Origin of the sequence: Pseudomonas sp. PD9R (assembly GCF_019200975.1) — a bacterium.
In the GTDB taxonomy this organism is placed as follows: Bacteria; Pseudomonadota; Gammaproteobacteria; order Pseudomonadales; family Pseudomonadaceae; genus Aquipseudomonas.
In genome coordinates this window covers 102,245-123,693 of record NZ_JAHTMR010000004.1, presented here as the reverse complement: position 1 = coordinate 123,693, position 21,449 = coordinate 102,245, and the positions used below count along the sequence as shown (strand labels likewise).

General features: G+C 59.7%; 21 protein-coding genes and 1 pseudogene. 2 read left to right on the top strand and 20 right to left on the bottom strand.

Annotated elements, in window-relative coordinates; genetic code table 11:
• Positions 1 to 264 precede the first annotated feature (264 nt).
• Both KUF73_RS10695 and KUF73_RS10690 read right to left on the bottom strand, forming a co-directional pair.
• Positions 265 to 1,005 (bottom strand): TorF family putative porin, encoded by a 741-nt coding sequence (locus KUF73_RS10695; RefSeq protein WP_218438018.1) that lies wholly within the window; start codon positions 1,003 to 1,005, stop codon positions 265 to 267.
• A gap of 83 nt (positions 1,006 to 1,088) precedes the next feature.
• Complete coding sequence (locus KUF73_RS10690; RefSeq protein WP_218438017.1) at positions 1,089 to 2,828, bottom strand: amidohydrolase; 1,740 nt, start codon at positions 2,826 to 2,828, stop codon at positions 1,089 to 1,091.
• A gap of 105 nt (positions 2,829 to 2,933) precedes the next feature.
• On the opposite strand from KUF73_RS10690, the gene KUF73_RS10685 reads away from it, so the two are divergent.
• On the top strand, positions 2,934 to 3,848 hold the full coding sequence (locus KUF73_RS10685; protein ID WP_218438016.1) for a LysR family transcriptional regulator: 915 nt from the start codon (positions 2,934 to 2,936) through the stop codon (positions 3,846 to 3,848).
• Positions 3,849 to 3,860: 12 nt separating this feature from the next.
• Here the strand turns inward: KUF73_RS10685 and KUF73_RS10680 are convergent, their stop codons facing one another.
• Complete coding sequence (locus KUF73_RS10680; RefSeq protein WP_218438015.1) at positions 3,861 to 4,877, bottom strand: succinylglutamate desuccinylase/aspartoacylase family protein; 1,017 nt, start codon at positions 4,875 to 4,877, stop codon at positions 3,861 to 3,863.
• Between the two features lie 117 nt (positions 4,878 to 4,994).
• Between KUF73_RS10680 and KUF73_RS31345 the strand changes: the two are divergent.
• Positions 4,995 to 5,534, top strand: a pseudogene (locus KUF73_RS31345) (TetR/AcrR family transcriptional regulator); the annotation flags it as partial.
• Here the strand turns inward: KUF73_RS31345 and KUF73_RS10675 are convergent.
• The 17 genes from KUF73_RS10675 to KUF73_RS10595 form a co-directional block, all read right to left on the bottom strand.
• Positions 5,490 to 6,494, bottom strand: a complete 1,005-nt coding sequence (locus tag KUF73_RS10675) for a DMT family transporter (protein ID WP_218438014.1) — start codon at positions 6,492 to 6,494, stop codon at positions 5,490 to 5,492. The pseudogene KUF73_RS31345 and the gene KUF73_RS10675 sit on opposite strands and share 45 nt — an antisense overlap.
• Positions 6,494 to 7,192, bottom strand: a complete 699-nt coding sequence (locus tag KUF73_RS10670) for an ABC transporter permease subunit (protein WP_218438232.1) — start codon at positions 7,190 to 7,192, stop codon at positions 6,494 to 6,496. Before KUF73_RS10670 ends, KUF73_RS10675 begins: the two co-directional genes overlap by 1 nt.
• 5 nt (positions 7,193 to 7,197) lie before the next feature.
• Complete coding sequence (locus tag KUF73_RS10665) at positions 7,198 to 7,911, bottom strand: ABC transporter permease (RefSeq protein ID WP_218438013.1); 714 nt, start codon at positions 7,909 to 7,911, stop codon at positions 7,198 to 7,200.
• Positions 7,912 to 8,087: 176 nt separating this feature from the next.
• On the bottom strand, positions 8,088 to 8,870 hold the full coding sequence (locus tag KUF73_RS10660) for a transporter substrate-binding domain-containing protein (RefSeq protein ID WP_218438012.1): 783 nt from the start codon (positions 8,868 to 8,870) through the stop codon (positions 8,088 to 8,090).
• A gap of 23 nt (positions 8,871 to 8,893) precedes the next feature.
• Positions 8,894 to 10,897 carry an aminotransferase class I/II-fold pyridoxal phosphate-dependent enzyme gene (locus tag KUF73_RS31555; RefSeq protein WP_218438011.1) on the bottom strand — a complete coding sequence of 668 codons (2,004 nt, stop codon included), beginning with the start codon at positions 10,895 to 10,897 and terminating at the stop codon, positions 8,894 to 8,896.
• Between the two features lie 296 nt (positions 10,898 to 11,193).
• Positions 11,194 to 11,649, bottom strand: coding sequence for a YMGG-like glycine zipper-containing protein (locus KUF73_RS10650; RefSeq protein WP_218438010.1), 456 nt, complete (start codon positions 11,647 to 11,649; stop codon positions 11,194 to 11,196).
• A gap of 41 nt (positions 11,650 to 11,690) precedes the next feature.
• Entirely contained in the window at positions 11,691 to 12,050 is a 360-nt protein-coding gene (locus tag KUF73_RS10645; RefSeq protein ID WP_218438009.1) for a Rieske 2Fe-2S domain-containing protein, read from the bottom strand.
• A 2-nt stretch (positions 12,051 to 12,052) separates the two neighbouring features.
• Complete coding sequence (locus KUF73_RS10640) at positions 12,053 to 12,364, bottom strand: YciI family protein (protein ID WP_218438008.1); 312 nt, start codon at positions 12,362 to 12,364, stop codon at positions 12,053 to 12,055.
• 3 nt (positions 12,365 to 12,367) lie between these two features.
• Positions 12,368 to 13,240 (bottom strand): dioxygenase, encoded by an 873-nt coding sequence (locus KUF73_RS10635; protein ID WP_218438007.1) that lies wholly within the window; start codon positions 13,238 to 13,240, stop codon positions 12,368 to 12,370.
• Between the two features lie 28 nt (positions 13,241 to 13,268).
• Entirely contained in the window at positions 13,269 to 14,336 is a 1,068-nt protein-coding gene (locus KUF73_RS10630) for a maleylacetate reductase (protein WP_218438006.1), read from the bottom strand.
• 8 nt (positions 14,337 to 14,344) lie between these two features.
• On the bottom strand, positions 14,345 to 15,808 hold the full coding sequence (locus KUF73_RS10625) for an aldehyde dehydrogenase family protein (RefSeq protein WP_218438005.1): 1,464 nt from the start codon (positions 15,806 to 15,808) through the stop codon (positions 14,345 to 14,347).
• Between the two features lie 90 nt (positions 15,809 to 15,898).
• Positions 15,899 to 16,918, bottom strand: a complete 1,020-nt coding sequence (locus tag KUF73_RS10620) for a hydroxyquinol 1,2-dioxygenase (RefSeq protein WP_218438004.1) — start codon at positions 16,916 to 16,918, stop codon at positions 15,899 to 15,901.
• A 51-nt stretch (positions 16,919 to 16,969) separates the two neighbouring features.
• Positions 16,970 to 17,464 (bottom strand): hydroxyquinol 1,2-dioxygenase, encoded by a 495-nt coding sequence (locus tag KUF73_RS10615; protein WP_218438003.1) that lies wholly within the window; start codon positions 17,462 to 17,464, stop codon positions 16,970 to 16,972.
• Positions 17,465 to 17,701: 237 nt separating this feature from the next.
• Complete coding sequence (locus KUF73_RS10610) at positions 17,702 to 18,631, bottom strand: LysR family transcriptional regulator (protein ID WP_218438002.1); 930 nt, start codon at positions 18,629 to 18,631, stop codon at positions 17,702 to 17,704.
• A gap of 222 nt (positions 18,632 to 18,853) precedes the next feature.
• Complete coding sequence (locus KUF73_RS10605) at positions 18,854 to 19,888, bottom strand: branched-chain amino acid ABC transporter permease (protein WP_218438001.1); 1,035 nt, start codon at positions 19,886 to 19,888, stop codon at positions 18,854 to 18,856.
• Complete coding sequence (locus KUF73_RS10600; protein ID WP_218438000.1) at positions 19,888 to 20,751, bottom strand: branched-chain amino acid ABC transporter permease; 864 nt, start codon at positions 20,749 to 20,751, stop codon at positions 19,888 to 19,890. Before KUF73_RS10600 ends, KUF73_RS10605 begins: the two co-directional genes overlap by 1 nt.
• A 2-nt stretch (positions 20,752 to 20,753) precedes the next feature.
• A complete protein-coding gene (locus KUF73_RS10595) occupies positions 20,754 to 21,446 on the bottom strand; it encodes an ABC transporter ATP-binding protein (RefSeq protein WP_218437999.1) in 693 nt (230 codons plus the stop codon).
• Positions 21,447 to 21,449 lie beyond the last annotated feature (3 nt).

Sequence of the window (21,449 nt, the reverse complement as noted above, 5' to 3'; positions counted from 1 at the left end):
TCGTGTAACCACAGGCGACTAAACCCGATCACTGATGGGCAGTGACCCGAATCAAGTTACCGACGACCCCCAAGGCGCACAAGCCGGCGGATTCTGGCGTACCCGTAGGCAACGGCGCAAGGTCTTGTGGCTTTCAAGAAGTAAGCTGTAGGCCGCTTAAACACGAACCCTGTAGGAGCCGAGCTTGCTCGCGATGACGGCTTAACATTCAAGATCAATGTGACTGACCCGACGCCATCGCGAGCAGGCTCGCTCCCACAGGAATCAGAACGTCTTGCTGGCACTGACCACCACGGTGGCAGTACATATGTCGCCGTAGCCGTAGTAGCTCGTGCATTCCTGCCTGGACAGATCGGTGTCGACGTACGAAAGCGCCCAATCCACGCCCAGGGCGCTGTGGGTCAGCCTGGCTTCCCATTCGTGATAGTCACCGCGTGTGTTTCCACTGCCATCGACGAATACGTCATCCTTGAAATCGAACCGGCCATAGCGCACCTCCAACCCCGTATCGGTGGGTAGCGCGTAGCTGTAGCCCAGGTAGGTGTAGAGCGTGTCCTGATCCTTGCCGACGAAATTCTGCAAGTCATTGGAGTAGTAACTGCCGACCTTGAAGCCATAGGCTTTGACGATGGCGTAGACCTCGCTTTGATTGAACTGGGCTTCCTTGGCGTAGGTGTACTTGAGGTAACCCAGATCGAGGCTGACATCATCGGTCAACTGCTTGAAGAAACCCGCGTAGAAGTCCTGCTCCAGCCGGGCTTTCAAGTCCATACCGAAGTCGACATTGGAGGTCCATACGCCAACATAGGCACCGCTGCTGTGGATCAATGTGGCGTCCAGTTGCGCAGCCGGGTCACCCAGGGTCATCGACAATCCACGGCTGCGGTAGTCGCTGACCACTGCGGGTTTGAGCATCAGTTGCAGGTCATCAGTCAAGGTGATGGCGTGAGCGGCCATCGGTAAAAACGTGCAACCCAGGAACAGGGTCAAGGCGTGGCGATGCATGTTGCGGTCCTTTCTTATTATTTGAGGCATGGCTTCGCCCTTCCCTTGCCGGTAAAGGCAAAGGGCGGGCGTATGGAGGGGAGTTACGGGCGGCTGTAGACTTCGCGGCCGGCGAAATAGGTCTTGAGGACCTGGGTGTCGGCCAATTGTTCTTCTGGTGCGCTGAACACATCGCGATCGACAACGATCATGTCGGCTTGCTTGCCTGGGGTCAGCGTCCCGATCTGCTGCTCCAGGCCGATGGTTTTGGCGGCGTTGCGGGTGTAGGCGTAGAACATGGTTTCGCGGTCGATGGCTTCTGCTTTGTTCAGCACGCCTTTGGGGCCTTTGCGGCTGATCGCCTGGCCAATCGCTTTCCAAGGGTCCGGTGTTGAGACCGGCCAGTCGCTCGCACCGGAAATGGTCGCGCCGTTTTTCAGCAGCGAACGCGCCGGGTACATGAACTGGAACTGCATGGCGGTGATGTAGGGCTGCAGCAAGTCGATGCTCAACTCATCCGCCGAGGCCCAGTAAAGCTGCATCGACGCAATGACATTCAGTGGCTTGAACCGGGCGAATTCCTTGGGGTTGACCATCTGCAAGTGCGTGATGGAGTGGGCCACGTTGTTGTGCCCGTCTTTACGTGCCTGCTCGAAACCATTGAGGGATTCACGCACCGCACGATCACCAATGGCGTGTACATGCACCAACCAGCCTCGGGCATCAGCGGCACCGACCAACTCACCGAAGTGCGCCGGGTCGATCAACAGCTCTCCGGCCTTGAGCGAGTTCTTATAGGGCGAGAGCAACGAGGCGGTTTGGGCCGGGAACTCGGCGACGCCATCGGCAAACACCTTGATACCCGGCAGGCTCAAGTTATCGACACCGGCAAACTGTAGGCGGACTTGATCGATCACTTCAAGGTCGGCGGGCTTGCTCTTGGGGTTGACCACCATCAAGGCCGCCACGTGTAAGCGCAACTCGCCTTTATCCGCCAGGGCTTTGTACGCGGGCAGTACACCGACGGTTTTTGCTGTGGGCTTGAAGTCGAACAACGCATCCCCCGGCACCGCGTTGGCCGCCGGGTCCATCAGGGCCGTCACGCCGAGGCTGTGATAGAGGTCGCGAGCTGCCTCCGCCGCGCCGATCAACTGCTCCAGGCTGGCCGGTGGGAGTTGTGACATGGCCGCCGATAAACCGGCATCAGCGACAAAACCATTGGGGGTGTTGTCGGGGTGATGGCCGATGGTTGCCACCGCTTCTCCGGTGAGTGTCTTGACCTTTTCGGCATCAATGCCCGCGCGTTCGAGCAGCGCTTTGTTGGCCCAGCCGGTGTGGTAATCCCAGCCGACGAACAGGATCGGCGTGTCTTTCCATTCGCCTTGGTTGAAGCGTTTCTCGAATTCCGGCACTTCAGGCCAGTAAGTGGAAGGCGTGCCACCGACAACCAGCATGTCGCCATGCCGAGCCTTGCCGCTGTCGCGCCATTCACGCAAGCGCTGTTCAAGTTCGTCGAACGGCAATTTTTGCGTTTCAAGATCGGCGGACTTCAGTTTCACGCCACCGAACACTGCGTGGCTGTGGGTGTCGATCAAGCCCGGCATCAAGACCTTGCCCTGCAGGTCGATGACTTGAGTGCCGGCCTCCTTCAGGGCCAGCACCTCGGCGTCGCTCCCGACCTTGACGACTTTTCCATCTTCCACGGCCACGGCTTGTTGCAAGCCCTTGCCCTGCTCGGCCGTGAAGACTTTGCCGTTGTGCAAAATCAGATCGGCGGCCGCCATGCTTTCCATTGAGGAAAGACCAATAGCCAAGGCCAACGCCGACTGGATCATTCGCTTCATCGCCCACACCTTTTCTTGTTTGAATGGCCGAGAGACTAGCGAAGTGGCCGAAGGTAAAGAATACTCGGCCCACGCAACACATACTTTCCGAACAGGAAACATTGAATGGACCAACTCAGCGCCATCGCGATGTTTGTCGAGACCGCCGACCAAGGCAGTTTCACCCGCGCAGCTTCGCAACTAGGCAAAACAACCTCGGCCCTGACGCGGGCAATCACTCATTTGGAAGAGGAACTGGGAACGCGCCTGTTCGAACGCTCCACACGGCGGATCGCGCTCACTGAAGCGGGGGAAATATTTCTCGCCAGTTCAAGGCAAGTGCTGATGCAACTGGGGCAGGCCCGGGAAGACATCGATCAATTGCAGCGCGAGATGTACGGCGTGTTGCGCGTGACCGCCCCGCCCTCTTTTGCGCCGGCGTTTCTCAATGCGGTGTGCTGTCGTTTTCTGGAGCTATACCCGCAGATGCGCCTGGACGTGGTGCTGACCGATGAGTTTGTCGATCTGGTTGAGGGCCGGTTCGACCTTGCAGTGCGCGACGGCCCGATAGAACTGCCCGACCTGATCGCACGACCGCTGACTGCCAATCGTATCCTCCTGTGCGCGAGCCCTGAGTATCTGCAACGCAACACGCTGCCTGTGGTGCCTGATACGTTCTACCAACATGACTGGTTGGTGTTCCGTCATCCGGCCCTGAACCCACATTACTGGTGGCTGATGCATGAAGGCGAACGCAAGCGAGTCACCCAGCCGATTCCGCGCCTGAGCAGCGATAACTACGACTTCCTGCTGGGGGCCTTGCTGGCCGGACGAGGTTTGCAATTCTGCCCGCAGTGGAGCGCCGCACCGTACATCCGGCGCGGCGAACTGGTTCAATTGCTACCGGACGCCGATCTGGACCCTGAGCAGTTCGGCAGAAAAGTCTATGTGATTTACCCGGCGTACCGACGGCATACACGCAAGCATCAAGCGTTTATCGAATGCCTCAATGCGTACCTGGACGAGCAGGCGCTGCATTGAGGTTGGCTCGGCTTAGTTCGGGTCCAGCAGCCCGCCGCTCCAATTGCGTGACACCCGGCTACCGGTGAACTTCGCCACGCCCATGCCCTGGGGTATCAGGCGATCCCGATAGCGGGTGACCATGCGCCCGGTCTGCTCCGCCACCAGTACTACTTCGGAAGACGGATCGCCGGGCCGGCGCAGAATCCGCGCAAAACGCTGGCCTTCTTCGACGACATCGCCTAGCTCTTTTTCAAAGATCAGCACACCCGACTGCGGCGCAATAATGGTTTCCATATGGCCCATTTCCATGGCTTCAACGGGCCAATCAACGGCTGGCACTGACTCGTCAATGACGCCATAGCCGCAAAGCCAGGTGTAAAGCCCTTCGGCGTCCTGCTGGGCGAACCGGTCGTTTACATCGCCCTGCCCGCGCAGCTCCAGGGTCGCGGCCATGTGCTGCCCGGTACGGCCTTCGCGCAACCACGGCGCAATGATGGTCTCTTCGAAAGAGCCGTCGCCGCCGTCATCCCAAATGATCGCCACGTCCATCTTCATCGCCGCCGCCAGTTCGCGGCCACGGGGCCAGAAACTGCGATGGACGTAGAGGTACGGCAGCGCTTCGTCATCGGTATGCAGGTCGAGCATCACATCCGCCGGGGCCGCCAGTTGCACCAGTTGCTTTTGCCATTCCTGAACGTTGGTCAACCCCCGCTCCATCGCCGCCGAATGATCAAAACCACGATTGAAGTTGTGCCCGGTGGCGTCGTGGTAACGCCCGAGAATCCGCCCCTGGCGGAACTGACCGATGCCCAGCGGGTTGGCCTGCGGCACCACGGTCACGCTGCCCTTGAGCCGGCCTTCGGCCTCTGCGGCCTGCAAGCGTTGCATCAATAAATGCAGCACGAGCATCCCGGCAATTTCATCCGCGTGCACACCCGCCTGCAAATGCACCTTCGGCCCCTCGCGTTTGCCTTCGTAACGCCAGGCACCGACCTGCACCGGTTCACCATTGTTGTTGCGAACGTTGAACGAAACATCCTGCGCCATATGCTTGCCCTCCCGTCATGACCGTTAAAAACCGAGGTATTGCGCCTACCGAGACTGGTGATTGAACACACGTTCAACTAAGCTCGGCAGCGTGGAACCCACGCCAAGGAATCGCCTGTGACAACCATCGCCCCGAAAAACCGCCGCGCCGAACCTGATGAGCGCCGCGAACTGCTGGTTGCCGCCACCCTGCGCTGCCTGGTCCGCGACGGCCACGCCGGCATTTCCGTGCGGCGCATCGCCACCGAGGCCGGGGTCTCCGTTGGCCTGCTCAATCATCATTTCGGCAGCATTGATGCGTTGATTGCCGACACTTACCAAAAGCTTGCCAGCGAACTCACGACCGCCCTGCACCATGAAATCCAACAGGTCGGCACACCGGCTGAAAAAATCGACGCCTTTCTGGTTGGCTCTTTTTCAGCCAGGGTCATGGACCCGAAATTGCTCGGTGCCTGGGTGGTGTTCTGGAGCCTGATCCGCCACTCCGAACACGTCAGCCAGTCCCACGAAAAAAGCTACGGCGCGTACATCGCTCTGTTGCGTCAACTGTTGGGTGACCTGGCGGCCAGCGAGGGGTTCGCGATCGGCGACACCCGTCTGGCTGCCATCGGGTTATCGGCGATGCTCGACGGTCTCTGGATCGAGTGGTGCCTGAACCCCGAGACCTTCAGCCCCGCCAACGGCCTCCATATCTGCCGCTGCTGGATAAAGGGACTGCGACACGGAGCATTCAGCACCGACGACGTCTTGTGACGCGTGCCGCCCGAAAATCATCGCCAAAGTGCCACTGACTGCAATCAGCCCGGCACCGATCATCAGTGACACATCCATCAGCGTGCCCCAGATCAGGCTCGACAGCAGAAACGCCCAGATCAGCCCCGTGTATTCGAATGGCGCCAACACTGTCGCGGTGGCGCGACGAAAGCTGGCAAACAATAAAAACTGACCGACACCGCCCATCAACCCAGCCCCGAGCATCCCCAGCCATGCAGGCATCGGCGTCGGAGTGTGCGTCCAGGGCAACGCGACCAGCATGCAAATCACAAACACCACGTTGGTAATCAGCATCTGTTCCAGCACTGAGGTCTGGTCATCCACCTGACGCAACTGGATATACGTAAAGGCCCAGCACATCGCCGCCAGCAACGTCAGGACAATCGGTACCGGGTTGGTCATGTTGCCGGGGCTGCACGCAATGACCACGCCGACAAAACCGATGATTAGGGTGAACCACTGCCAACCCGTAACCTTCTCCTTGAGAATCACCGTCGCCAGCACCGTGACCATGATCGGTGCCGAAAAATACAGCGTGGTCATTTCTGCCAGGGTCAGGTCCCGGGCCGCCGTGTAGTACAGCAACCACGCGGCAATCGACAGCAACCCGCGCACCACCAGCAAGCGCCGACTGGGCGAGCGCCATGCACGCCGGACCAACTGCAGGCGTCCCGCCAGCAACACGGCGACCACCACTACGGCGGCACGCCAGAACAAAATAGTGAACACCGAATAGTCAGCCACCAGCCACTTGATGCCCGCATCCTGCAAGGACAGGAACGCATAGCCCAACGTGCACAGGCCAATGCCCTGCAAAGAACGGTCAACCAGTGGCTTATTCATTATGCGGACCTGCGTATTGGAGTTCCCCGGCGTTCGGCAACCGCGAACAACGCCTCGATCATGAAGGTCAGGCAGACATACACCCCGGCCACCAGCAGCAAGGGTTCATAAACTTGCAGGGTCTGCGCCCGAACCACGTTGGCCGCCCCGAGCAAGTCGATCACCGCGATGGTCGAGGCCAGTGCCGTGGATTTGAGCAACATCACGGTTTCCCCGGCCAGCGTCGGCAGCAGCAAGCGCAACGCCCGGGGCAAGCGCACTCGCAACAACGCTTGACGCTGGGTCATGCCAAAGGCCGAGGCGGCTTCCATTTCACCTTTTGGCACCGCCAGCAGGCCACCGCGAATCACTTCACCGACGTAGGCACCCATCGACACCACCAACGCAAACACGATGTACCAGTAACCATCGCGCAAGTACGGCCAGAGGAAACTGCCGCGAATCAGTGGGAACTGGGCAAACAGGCTGCCGATGCCGTAGTAGAAGATGTAGATCTGGATCAGCAACGGCGTACCACGCGTCACGCTGGTGTAGAACAGGCTGACCTTGGCGATCACTTTGTTTTTTGAAATCCTGGCCAACGCCACCAGCACCGCCAGCGCATAACCGAACACACTGGAAACAAGCAGAATGCTGATGGTCGTTTGCAAGCCACGCCCCAATAGCGACGCGTATTCAATTGTCCACGCTGGAATCATTTCATTCACTCAGCCAAAGGCATCCAGCGACGAATACGCCGCTCAAGCCGACCCGACAGGTAGTTGGACACCAGCGTCACCACGTAATACAACGCCGCGGCGGTGAGGTAGAACAACAGATAGTGACGCGTCGAACCCGCGCCTTGTTTGGCGGTGTACAGCAGCTCATTGGTGCCCACCACGCTGATCAACGCACTGTCCTTGATCAGGTTGATCCACAGGTTGGCCATCCCCGCCATCGCATAGGGCGCCATGATCGGCAGCGTGACACGCCGGAACAGCCCGAAGCCGTGCAGGCCGAAGGCTTTCGCCGATTCGATCTGGCCATAGGGAATCGCCTGGATTGCCGCGCGGAAAATCTCCGAAGCGTAGGCGCCTTGCACCAGGCCCAGAACCAGGATCGCCGCCAGCGGACCACTCAGGTTCACTGCGTCATAACCGAGTTGGGCCATCAGCGAATTGAGCAGCATCGAACCGACGTAATACAGCAACAGAATCAGCAACAACTCTGGAACGGCACGGAACAACGTGGTGTAACCGCGTGCCAGTGCCGCAATCGGCTTTGGCGCGCCTAGCTTGATGCAGGCCACCACCAACCCGATGGCCAGCCCGACAATAAAAGCCCCGGCCGATATCTGCAGGGTCATCCAGAGTCCCTTCAGCAGCGCCCCGCCCCATCCTTGTTCGGTGAAATTGATCAAATCGAACATTGCTGGCATTTCACTCTCCACTCAGTGGTCTTCTCAGCACCACATCGCCCTTGTAGGAGCGAGGCTTGCCCGCGAAGGGGCCCTTGAGGCCGCAAAAAGCTTCGCGGGCAAGCCTCGCTCCTACAGGGATTGGCGCACCCCATGAGTTTTATATGGCCCATGGGTGTAGCGTTCAGCTGCTGTTGTCAGAACGTCGGTTTCACGCTGGTGCCGAAGTAGCTTTGGGAGAGGTCGTCATAGTCCTTGCTCGCCAACAGTTCCTGGATCGCCTTGTCGAGTTTGGCCTTGAGCGCGGTGTCGTCCTTGCGCATACCAGCACCCACGCCTTTGCCGAAGATCGGGTCGTAAGGCACGGCACCGAGGTACGCGAGGTCTTTCGCATCAGGGGTTTGAACGAACGCTGCCATGGCCGTGCCATCCGCCATCATCAGGTCGATACGACCGGCAATCAGGTCGGCGTTGGCCGAATCCTGGGTGTCGTAGTACTTAACGTCGGCGATTTTTTCGTAGTAAGTCTTCAGGTAGCTGGCGCTGACTGTCGAGTTCTGCACGCCGATGGTCTTGCCCTTGAGGTCATCCGGGTACTTGGTCACGGAAGTCCCCTTCGGCCCGACAATCGCAATCACCGAGTCGTAATAAGCCTTGCTGAACGCGATCTGTTTTTCACGCTCTTCGGTCACCGACATCGAGGAAAAAATCACGTCAATCTTCTTTGCCAGCAGCGACGGAATGATCCCGTCCCACGCCACTTCCTTGATCTCGCACTCAGCCTTCATTTCGCTGCACAGCTTGTGGATCAGGTCGACTTCAAAACCTTTCCATTCACCGTTGGCCTGCTTCTCGGTGTACGGCGGATAGGGTTCGGCTGCTACCGCGAAGCGGATAGGCTGAGCCTGTGCCGCGCTCATGCCGGCCAGCAATAAGCAGGCCGCGCCGGTCAACAAGTGTGCAAAACGTCGATTTCCCATGATTTTTCCCGTCTTTTTATGTGTTAGCGAGTTTGATGAGCGTTGACGAATTGTCGGCAACGTTCGCTGCGTGGGTGTACGAACACTTCGTCCGGCGAGCCGGTTTCCTCGATCAGCCCTTGATGCAGGAAGGCGACTTTGGATGAGACATCGCGTGCAAAGGCCATTTCATGAGTCACCAGAATCATGGTCCGGCCTTCTTCGGCGAGAGAGCGGATCACCCGCAGCACTTCCCCGACCAATTCAGGGTCGAGTGCCGAGGTGGGTTCATCGAACAGCATGACCTTAGGCCGCATGGCCAGGGCCCGGGCAATAGCCACCCGTTGTTGCTGTCCCCCGGAAAGAAACGCCGGGTACTCGTTGCGCTTGGCCGCAAGCCCTACGCGCTCAAGCAAGGCTTCGGCCCGTTCAGTGGCTTCGGCACGGCTTTCACGCAGAACCTGGGTTGGCGCTTCGATGAGATTTTCCAGCACTGTGCGATGGGGCCAGAGGTTGAAGTTCTGAAACACCATGCCCAGGCTGGAACGGATTCGAACCAATTGCTTGGCGTCAGACACCAACGGCAGGCCAGGACGGGTCTGGTTGAGGTGGATGCTTTCGCCATCCACCAGAATCCGGCCCTGATCAGGCACTTCGAGCATATTGATGCAACGCAACAAGGTACTTTTGCCCGAGCCGCTGGCACCGATCAACGAGATCACCTCGCCTTCGCGGGCGGTCAGGGACACGCCCTTCAGAACTTCGATATTGCCGAAGCGTTTGTGCAAGTGCTCGACTTCAATCATGGTCCGTGCCGCGCTCGGCGCGACCGTTGCTTCGCAAGTCACACGGCTGATAACCGGCCGTGGCGCTTCGCCTTTCAGCACCAGGACGAAATCGCGAATCCGCTGGCAAGCTTCCGCCAGGCGCTCTTCACCGAGGGTGAACGACAACCGCACAAAACCCTGAGCCGGTTCGCCGAAGGCGGCGGCATCCAATACCGAAACCCGCGCCTCGCGCAACAGGCGCCAGGCGAACTCCAACGAAGTCAGGCCAGTGCCGCGCACGTCCACCAGCACGAACATGCCGGCATCGGGTTTCAGTACTTCAATGCCAGGGCAATCCGACAATCCCGCCACCACCAGATCACGACGCCGGCGATAGATGTCGCGCATGCCGTGGGTCACTTCATCATGGGACTCCACAGCCTTGAGCGCCGCTTCCATGACAAACCCCGGCAAGCCGTAAAGCATGCTCAACACCAGGTTTTCGGCATGCGCGACCAAGGCCGGGGCGGCGACGATCCAGCCGATGCGCCAACCGGTCATGGCATGGGATTTCGACAGGCTGCCGATGACCACGCAACGCTCAGCCATACCCGGCAATGACGCCAGGCTCAGGTGTTCGCGCTCGAACGTCAGGCTCTCGTACACCTCATCCACGACCACCCACAGGTCATGGGCAATGGCGAGTTCGGCAATGGCTTGCAGCTCTTCGCGATTGAGCACTACACCGGTGGGGTTGTTGGGGTTGGAAAAGAAAATCGCCTTGGTGCGCGGGGTAATGGCCTTGGCCAGCACCGCCGCATCAAGGCGAAAATCATCGTTTGCGGAACACTGAACACGGACCAGCGAGGCGCCGGAGGCTTTGAGCGTTGCTTCGTAAGTGACGTACATCGGGTCGAGGGCAATCACTTCGTCACCGGCACTGAGCAGGCACATCGAGGCAACGAACAGTGCGTTCTGCGCTCCCGCCACGGTGATCACGTTTTCGGCTTGCAGTTCACGGTCGAACAGCTTGCCGTAGCGAGCGGCAACGGCTTCGCGCAACGCCTGACGACCGGCGATTTCGGTGTAGTGGGTGTCACCTTCGCGCAGCGCCTGAATGGCGGCGTCAGTGATGAAATCAGGCGTGGGGAAATCCGGGTCGCCGACGCTGAGAATGATCACATCCTCACCATCGCGTCGTGCGTCAAAGGCGGCGTAGTGAATATCCCAGGCGGCAACGCCTTGACCTGAGATCCGCTCAACAAAGGGTGAAAACCGCATGCCAGTGCCTCGTTCGAAATGAAGAAACGCAAGCCCGCAACCAGCCGGGAGAGAAGGTGGAACGAACATAGTCCAAGCTGAACACTCGTTCAACAGAAAACTGATGAAGGTTCGCGTTCAGCGTAAACAGGTCGTTTTTACGACAGTCTTGGCGTGATTACGTCGAGAGGATGGGTTCAGGGATTGGTAACCAGGTGTACGCAAAATTTTTGCGCAACAGAAATCACTGTGGGAGTGAGGCTGCTCGCGATGGCGTCCGGGAGATCGCTATCGCGGGCAAGCCTTGGTCCCGCGGTTCAGGGGGTGACCTGATAGCCCTTGCCCTGCAGGCAACTGGTATAGGCCGTCGATGTGGTCGAGGCGCTGGTTTTCTGCTGCTCGCGCCGATCCTGACGCTGGCGCGCCCCACCGACCACGGCACCCGCCGCAGCGGTTTGTTTGGCGCGGTTCTGCCGATAGTCCTGCTTCACATCGTCATCGACACCATTATAAAACTCGTCATGCTGGCGACCCCGTACTTCGGCACCGGTCGCGCCGGCAGCTGCACCGACGGCAGCGCCCTTGAGCCGTCCACCGGACGGCGGCGGTGCCGTCGATGTACCCTGACTGGCGGCGATGTTGTGGCAGTCGTTGATGTCCAACTGGGTTTGTTGCGAATTCTGGCCCTTGATCGGCACCACCGTTTCGGCCCATCCCTGGACACAGCAAACCGACAATGCAACGCACAGGCTGATGGGTGACAACCTTTTCATGACGACCTCCGGGCGGGCGTGAATCACCCAAGGAGTGTAGATCAGCCCTCCTCCCCCACCCGTTGCTCAACCTCCATGACTAAACGGTTTTCGACCCAGCGCACCGGCACCGCCTCCAGCTGCGCGCCTTTGCAAGGCCCATCAATGCAATGCCCGTCGTCGAATCGAAACATCGCACTGTGATGCGCGCACATCAGGACTTTGCCGCGATAGGTGCAAAACTCCTGCGGGCGATAGTCCAGCGGCACCGAGAAATGCGGACAACGGTTGATGTAGACCCACACCTGCTCGCCCTGACGCACCGCCACCAGACCGGCCGGGTGCAACTGCTGATGCTGCGGCAGGCCAAGGGCGCCACCGTCGGCGATGTCGTCAAGTTGGCACAACGTGATGAGCGTCATGGTCAGCCGCGCAACTCGGGATTGCCGAGGCTCCAGTGCCAGGGACGGATCTGGATACTGGCAAACAACCCGGCCTGAACATACGGGTCGTCCTGAATGAACGCTTCCACCTCCGGCAGGCTGCCGGCCTCGATGACCAGCAGCGTACCGTTCATCGACGCTCCGGCATCATCCAGCGTCGGGCCACCCAGGCGCACAACGACCCGGTGCGCTTCGGTCGCCCGCAAATGGGCTTGGTGACTGGGCCGCAAGCGCTGACGCAAGGCCAGCGAATCCGGGTGGTCAGTGGCGAATACCAAAAAGAACTGGCCCATGATTCACACGGTTTCCATGACGAATTCGTAACACGCACGCTTGAACGGCAATTCGATATCGAGCCTTGCGGACAAGTCATCGTGGGTTGCGCGGTCTTCGTAGATCACCTGCAACGACTGTTTGACGCCGAACACGGCATCGGACTCCAGGTACGGGTCATCGTGATTGAACAGGTGGGTCACCAGTTTGCGATAGCCCGGCACATCGACCATGAAATGCAGGTGCGCGGGTCGCCAAGCGTGACGGTTGGCGGCGTCCAGCATGCGTCCAACGGGACCGTCGGTCGGTATCGGATAGGCCACCGGGACAATCGTGCGAATCGCAAAACAGCCATCGGCATCGGTGCGATAGCGCCCGCGCAAATTGCCGAACGGCTGTTCGGTGTCCTGGCCGGAATACATGCCATTTTCGGCGGTTTGCCAAACGTCCAGCACGGCACCGGCCAGTGCATTGCCCTGGGTGTCGACCACTCGGCCGCGCACCAGTGCTGTCTCGCCCGGCGTGAAGGCCATGTTTTCGCCGAACGCTCGTTCAGGCATGCCGTCGATGTAGAACGGGCCGAACACCGTGGTTTCGGTAGCCGTTACACTGTGCCGATGGTTGATCGCATCGACCAGCATCGACACGCCGAGGGTGTCCGACAGCAAAATGAATTCCTGGCGCACCAGGCCGTCGCACTTGTGGCCGGTGTCGGTCAGAAAACGAATGCCTTCAAACCATTCCTGTTCGGTCAGTTCGACATCGCTGACAAACGCGTGCAGGTGCCGAACCAGGCTTTGCATGATCTGTTTGTAACGCGCACCGGGCGCGTCGTTGAAACTGTTCACCGCATTCTCGGAGATCAGTTTTTCTGTGGCTTTGTCTTGATCGGTCATTGTTGTTGTTCCGACGAAAATGGGCGTATCAGGCGGGCGCCAGGCCTTTGTAAGCGCGGGTCAGCAGCGCTTCGATCGGGCCTTGTTCAAACGGCCGTGGATTGTAGTAAGGGCTGGCACAGGCAATGTGCGCCGCTTCGGCCGGGCCGTTTTCAGGCAGGCCAATCTCCGCCAGCGCCAAGGGAATACCCAGTTTCTGATTCAGCGCGTACAGCAACGCGCCGACTTCGCTGGCTTCGCTGCCACCGAGTGCCCGCGCGGCCCGTTGCAACGGCCCCGCCGCCGCTTCACGGTTGTAATGCGCGGCGTGAGGCAGAACGATTGCATGCGCTTGGGCGTGAGGCAAATTGAACGTCCCGCCCAGTGTGTGACAAAGCTTGTGGTGCAAGGCCATGCCGACCGAGCCCAGGCAAATGCCCGCCAGCCACGCACCATACAACGCTTGGCTGCGCGCTTCGGGATCATCAGGGTTCTTGACCACGCCCGGCAACGCCAGCGCCAGAGAGCGAATCGACTCTTCAGCCATGAAGCCGATGATCGGATTGGCATCCTGCGCGTACAGCGCTTCCACCGCGTGAGCCATGGCGTTCATGCCCGAGCAGGCCGAAATCTGCGTTGGCAGTGTCAGGGTCAACTGCGGATCGTAGATCACGGTCTTGGGCAGAACACGCGGATCACGCCCGGTTTTCTTCAAGCGATTTTCGGTCAGGCCGTAGATCGGCGTCATCTCTGAACCGGCGTAAGTGGTCGGCACTGCGACAATCGGCAGCCCGGAATCCATGGCAATCGCCTTGCCCAGACCGATGGTTGAACCGCCGCCAATGGCCACGCAGCAATCGGCATCCAGACGCGCCGCCTCGGTACGCGCCGCCTGCGCCACTTCCAGCGGCACGTGCATCACCGCTTTGGCATAAACGCCTGCCGCACGATCACCCAGCAACGCCGCGACCTGCTCGCCGAGCCCTTGCTGCTCAGGCGTGGTGAGGATCAGCGCACGTCGGGCACCCAGGCGTTCGATTTCTTCAGCCAGCGCCGACAGCTTGCCCCAGCCGAACACCACACGGGTCGGCAGGCTTTGGTAGATAAAAGGATTCATGGCAGGCCTCAGCGTTTGAAGTGCGGCGGGATTTTTGCGTCGACATTGACCCAGACCGAACGGGCCTCGGTGTAGTCGTGGATCGCTTCAAAACCCATCTCACGGCCATAACCGGATTGACCGACACCGCCAAAAGGGCTGCCGGGGCTGACGCGTTTGTAGCAGTTGATCCAGCACATGCCGGCATGAATGGCATTGGCCATTTTGTGCGCACGGGTCAGGTTCTGCGTCCACAGGCCACTGCCCAGGCCGTACTCGGAATCATTGGCGATGGCCAGGGCTTCTTCATCGGTGCTGAAGCGCACAACCGTGACAAACGGGCCAAACACCTCTTCCTGGCAGACACGGTCACTGGGCTTGGCCTCAACAACGGTTGGCTCGACATAAAAGCCATTGGCCAATCGTTTGTCGTCCGGCGCCTTGCCGCCCGCGAGGACCTTGCCGCCCTGCTCGATGGCGATGTCGATATAGGCCAGCACGCGGTCGCGGTGCAGCGCCGAGGTCAGCGGGCCCATTTCGGTTTCGGGGTCCATCGGGTCGCCCAGGCGAATGGATTTGGCCAGTGCGATGAACCGCTCAAGGAACTGGTCAGCGATATCTTTATGCAGAATCAGTCGCGAGCCGGCGATGCACGCCTGCCCCTGGTTGTGGAAGATCGCCCAGGCCGCGCCGTTGACCGCCGCTTCGAGGTTCGCGTCTTCGAACACAATGTTGGCGCCCTTGCCACCCAGCTCCAGCTGAATGCGCTTGAGGTTGCTCTTCGACGCTTCAACAATCCGGCGCCCGGTGGCGGTCGAACCGGTAAAGGCAATCTTGCCCACGTCGAGGTGTTCCGCCAGCGCCTGGCCGGCAGTGTGGCCGTACCCCGGCACCACGTTGACCACGCCTTTGGGGAAGCCGACTTCGGTCATCAACTCGACGATGCGTAGGGTCGACAACGGGGTGATTTCCGAGGGTTTGATAACAATCGTGTTACCCGCCGCCAGCGCCGGACCCATTTTCCAACTGGTGAACATCAGCGGGAAATTCCACGGCACGATCTGCCCGACCACGCCAATCGGCTTGCGCTGCACGTAATTGAGGAACCCGGCTTCCACTGGAATCACCGAACCTTCAATCTTGTCGGCCATGCCGCCGAAGTAGCGGAAGCAAGCAGCGGTGCGCGGTACGTCGAGGCCACGGGAATCGCGAATCGGGTGCCCGGTATTCAGGGATTCAAGCTGCGCCAGTTCTTCGCTGCATTCTTCGATCTTGTCCGCCAGTTTCAGCAACAAGCGCCCGCGTTCGGCGGCGCCCAAGGCAGACCAGGCCGGAAATGCGCGTTTGGCGGCGGCGACAGCGAGGTCGATGTCGGCAGCTTCGGCAGCGGCGATACGGGTGATCAACGAACCGTCATGGGGCGACACGACGTCGATGGTGCCGCCGGCAACCGCATCGACGAAGCGGCCATCGATATAGAGCTGATTTTGCATAATATTTTCCTCGCACCGCGCCGCTGGCGCAGTGTTTGAATGATGTGCTGAGAGCATGGCCCGACGCGACGCCGGGCAAGACACGACGTCTTAGAACTCGATCGGGTACGGCTTGAGCTCGCCGCTTTCGTAGCGTTGCGGCAGGTTCGGCGTGGCGTTTTCCCAGACCAGCAGCATCGAACGTTTGGTCGAGTAGCCTTGGTGGCGAATGTCCGCTGGCATCGCGCAGATATCGCCGGCACGCATGGTGATGCGGGCGCGCGGGTTGCCATCGTCCTTGTCGCCGACGTCCCAGATGATTTCATCGGACATCTGCAAGAACCACTCAATGCGGTCGTTGCCATGGAACACCGGCAAGATGAATTCTTCAGTGGTGGGGCAGAACAGGCTGGCCTTGCACACCGAAGTCACCGATGGGTTCCAGGTCACGTCGGAGCGCGACAAGTACTTGAACAGGCTGAAAGCATGCAGCTGACCTTCAAAACCTTCGGCGGCGTGAATTTCCGGCTCATCTTGAGACACGTCGATGAACTGGCGATTGATCGGCAAATCGTTACGCAGCGGCGAATCGTCCAGCAGGCCCGGCATGCGCTTGGTGGCGATGCGGAAACGCTCGATGGCTTCGATGTTGTCACCGTTCTTGCGGCCGAACGCGGTACCGGTTTCTTCCGGCGCGGCGAACGGGTCAAAAGTGGCGTTGGTCCAGTCGCGCAGGATGGCCTTGAAGGTCGCCATGATCAGCGGCGTTTCGAAGTTTTCGGTGTAGTTGACGCCCGCGGCCTTGAGCGTGCCATTGAAGGTGCCGGCGTACAGGTCAACTTTGCCGTAGTAGTTGCGGGTGCCGATGACGTGGTCGAAGTTGACCCAGCCATAGAAGAAGCCCCAGGCCACGTCGCGCATCATGGCGCGCAAAAAGGCGTCGACCGGAATCAGGTGCGAGCGGGTCTCGCCTTTGGCAGGCCAGGTGATACGGGCGAAATACTCGTCGCGCGACAGTTCAAAGGCGCCGAGTTTGAATGAGCGGTAGCCGGTGACGGCATGGGGTGCGCTGGCCTGGACTTCGTCGTCGGCAAACAGTTGGGTATCGGCAGCAGTTTCAAGCATGGCCATGACGGGATTCCTTATTCTTTGATAGCTCTTGGTGGGAGGCAGCGATGCTGATCACTTGAAGCAGATGTCTGCCCACTTCTCGACCGACAAGGGGCCTTTGATGGTCTGCTGCAGGATCACGCCCGTGCGGCTGGCTTCGAAGCGATACGCAGTGCCGGTTGGCAGCAGGCACTGTTGGCCGCGCTTGAGCAGTACGTAACCCATCGGTTTGCCCGCTGGCTGTTCACCGGCCAGGTGAGTGCCCTCGCCGTCTTTCAAAGGTGCATCGAGCTTGAGGAAGTCCACCCGTACTTCACCGTCCATGACGATGGCGAACTCGTCGTGGGCTGCGGTGTACCAAGGCGATTGGCCTTCGGCGCGCAAGGTTTCAATGACGTAGCCGAGGTTGAGGCCGACCACGACTTTTTCGTAAGGAAGGGATTTTTCCGCCACTTCGAAAATGTTCGAAAAGGCGTAATGGCTGGCCTTGCCGCTGATGAGCTCAACCGACCCTTTGCTGTATTTATCCAACGAGCCGAAGACTGTTTCGATTGCCGCGCTACTCATGGTTTTCACCGTTTTGTTGTTGTAGTAACAGTGAGCCAACAGTACGTCCGAGCTGATCCCGGAACAATTAGGGAGCCGGCGACAACAGTGTTTGCGAAACGCAAACACTGCGGAAGTTGTGTAGGAGCTGTCGAGTGCAACGAGGCTGCGATCTTTTGAGCTTGCTCTTGAAAAAAACAAAGTCAAAAGATCGCAGCCTCGTTGCACTCGACAGCTCCTACAGGGGCCCGGCGTTTGTCAGCGGATCCAGCCGCGCTCCAGCAATGGCTTGTCCCAGCAGGGTTCGTCGCCGAAATTTTCCACCAGGAAATCGATCAACGTCCGTACTTTCAAGGCTCGCCGTTGGGTCGCGGGGTACACCGCCGAGAAGTTGAACGATGACAACGCGTACTCCGGCAGTACCGGAATCAGCCGCCCGCTGAGCAGGTCATCGCTGGCCACTAGCGTCGGCAGGCAGACAATGCACACCCCGGTCGAGGCGTAATCGCGCAGCAAATGCACCGAATTCGATCGCACCTGGCCCGGCAGGCTCAGTTCAACCTGTTCATCTTCGCGGGTGAAAATCCAGCGATTGCGCGACGGATAGCCCTCGTACAAGGCGATCTTGTGTTGCAGCAATTCCTGGGGATGGGTCGGCACGCCAAACTCGCCGGCGTAATCGGGCGACATACAGAACAATCGACGCACGCTGAACAGCTTGCGCTCGATCAGGGTTTCGGCCATCGGCGGGAACATCTGGAACGCCACGTCGAAGCCTTCTTCGATCGGGTCGACCACGCGATCATTGACGATCACGTCGACTTCAATGTCCGGGTACAACCGGGTGAACTCGGCCAGCATTCGGCCGAAGTGACCGATGGCAAACCCCGGCAACATCTGCACCCGTAGTTTGCCGGTGGGTTTGGCCCGTAGTTCACGCATGTGTTCGGTCAGCGAATTGAAACTCGCGACCATGTCCGCGCATTCCTTGTAGTAGGTCTCGCCGACCTCGGAAAGCCGCACGTGGCGTGTGCTGCGATGGAACAGCGGCGCATTGACGAACTGTTCCAGCTGTTGGATGCGATGGGTGATGACCGAACGGGTCACCCCCAGTTGCTGGGCCGCCCTGGCGAAGTTGCCGGTTTCGGCCACTCGCACAAAGGCTTCGACACTGAGTAAACGATCCATGGGACAGGCTCTCTGGATGTTTTTGTTCTTATATGAACAGCGAGGTTAGCCTGTCGGCACCTCGCACTCCACTGCAGATATTTTTGCCCCCCGTCCCCTGTAGGAGCTGTCGAAGACTGCGATCTTTTGATCTTGCTCTAAAAAACAAAATCAAAAGATCGTCCGAACGCGGCCCGAACCTTCGGCAGCTCCTACAGGGTTTGTGGTTTTACATCCACCCCGTTATGGCTTGGGCGGCACCGACAGCCGTCGCTGCATCGGGAACACCTGCCAGCCCAGCCGTTCGCTGATCAGCCCCCATACGCCTTGCGGCGCCTTGAGCATCATCACCACGGCGACCAGACCCAAGATGATCATGTACACCGCGCCGTACTGCGCCAGGCAGCCGCGCAACACGAAGTAGATCAACGTGCCGATCAGCGGCCCCTCCAGCGTGCCGATGCCGCCGATGATGACGATGAAGATCACCACTGCCGTCCAGTCCTGCAGGTTGAACGCCGCATCCGGCGAGATTCGCAGTTTTTGCAGGAAGATCAGTGCGCCAACCACGCCGGTGCAACCGGCGGCCAGCACATACACCATCAGCTTGGTGCGGAACGTGTCGACCCCCAGGCTGCCGGACGCCGGTTCCGAATCGCGAATCGATGCCAGCGCCAGTCCCTGTCGCGAGCGCAGCAGAAAGAACACCACGGCCACCGCGCCGATGGCGATGGCCAGCGCGGTGAAGTAGATCAGCGTTTCGCGGCCGTCCCGGTCATTGCCGATCTGCCGCACAATCGCTGCCGGCAGACTTTGCCCCGAGCCGCCACCAAGGCTGCTCATCTGCGCCAAACCCAGGCGAAAAACTTCTGCCACCACCCAGGTACCAATGGCGAAATAGGCGCCGCGCAGCCGGAACACGATCAACGCCGTGGGAATTGCCAACAACGCCACCAGTACGCCCGAGAGTAAAACCGCGAACAATGGCGGGATGCCGAATTGGCTGGCTAACAAAAACAATAGATAGCCACCCAGACCGACGAACGCCTGTTGCCCGACCGAGACCATGCCGGCGTAGCCCGCGAGCAAATTCCACATCTGCGCCAAGGCCAGGTAATAGGCGAATTCCACCACCAGCCGCAGGCTTGCACGGTCCGCCCACAACGGCGCACTGATCAACACCAATACGCACAAACCCAGCAATGACAGCCCGACCGTGCTGCTGGTGGTCATGCGTTGTACGCGATAGTCGAGCGCGGGATTATTTAACGCATTCATCAGTCGACACTCCGGGGGAACAGGCCACGCGGGCGCACGACCAGGATCAGCAGAAACACAAGATGGCCGGCGAGGATCTGCCAGCCGGGATCGATTTTTGCCCCGATCGCCTGGGCGACACCCAGAATCACCCCGCCGGCCAAAGTGCCCCACAGGCTGCCCAGGCCACCGATGATCACCGCTTCGAACCCGTACAACAGACGCGCCGGCCCCACCGTCGGGTCGAAGCTGGTACGAATCGCCAGAAACACCCCGGCAATCGACACCACCGCCATCGCCAGCGCCATGGCCAGACCGAAGATGTGCGCGTTATTCACGCCCATCAGCCGCGCAGTGTGCTGGTCATCGGAAGTGGCGCGAAACGCCCGGCCCACGGAGGTTTTGTAGAACAGCAATTGCAGGCCGCCGATGATCAGCAAGGCACTGCAAAACACGATCAGCGGCATGACGCCGACGCTCAGGCTGCCGAAACCGACACTGGCGACTTCAAGGTCACCCTGGGACAGTTTCTGGCTGTCGGCGCTGAAGAATTCCAGCAACACGTTTTGCACGATGATCGACAGGCCGAAGGTCACCAGCAGCGGCGGCAGAATATCCGTGCCCAGCGTTCGGTTGAGTAACAGCCGTTGCAGCAGATAGCCGAACCCGAACATCAGCGGCACCACGATCAGCAGGCTCGCCAGTGGGCTGAACCCCAAATGATTGACCACCATCAACGCCAAGTACGACGCCAGCACGATGAAGTCACCGTGGGCGATGTTGACCAGGCGCATGATGCCGAACATCAGCGACAGCCCGACCGCGAACATCGCGTACAGGCCACCGAGCAATACGCCTTGAAGCAAAGTATTGAGCCATTCCATCTCTATATCCCGAAGTACGCGGCTTTGATTTGTGCTTTGTCCGCATCCCCTGGGCGACCGGTGAGGGACACGCGCCCTTCCTGGAAGCAATAGAAACGGTCGCAGACACTCAGCGCCTGATTGATGTCCTGCTCGACGAGAATCACCGTGGTGCCATCGGCCTTGATCGAAGGCAGCGCGGCGTAGATGTCCTTGATCGTGGTCGGTGCCAGCCCCAGGCTGATTTCGTCGCACAACAGCAGGTGCGGGTTGGCCATCAGGCCTCGACCAATCGCGACCATTTGCTGCTGGCCGCCAGACAGTGCGGTGCCGGGTCGCTTGCGCAGTTTTTCCAGCACTGGAAACAGCTGGTAGATCCGCGCCAGCGTCCACGGGCCGGGGCGTTTGCTATAAGCACCAATCAGCAGGTTTTCCTCGACACTCAGTGACGGAAACAGCTTTCGACCTTCCGGCACCAAGGCGATGCCACGCTCCAACACCTGATTCGCCGCCAGATCGCCGATGGCTTGGCCCTTGAAAGTGATAGCGCCGGGCTGGTTTTTGATCAGCCCGGCCAGCGAGCGCAGGAAGGTCGATTTGCCCGCGCCATTCGAACCGATGATCGCCACGGTTTCGCCCGCTTCAAGGGTCAGGCTGATATCGAACAGTGCCTGGAAATCGCCGTAGCCGGCGCAGAGTTTTTCAATGGTCAGCATGCG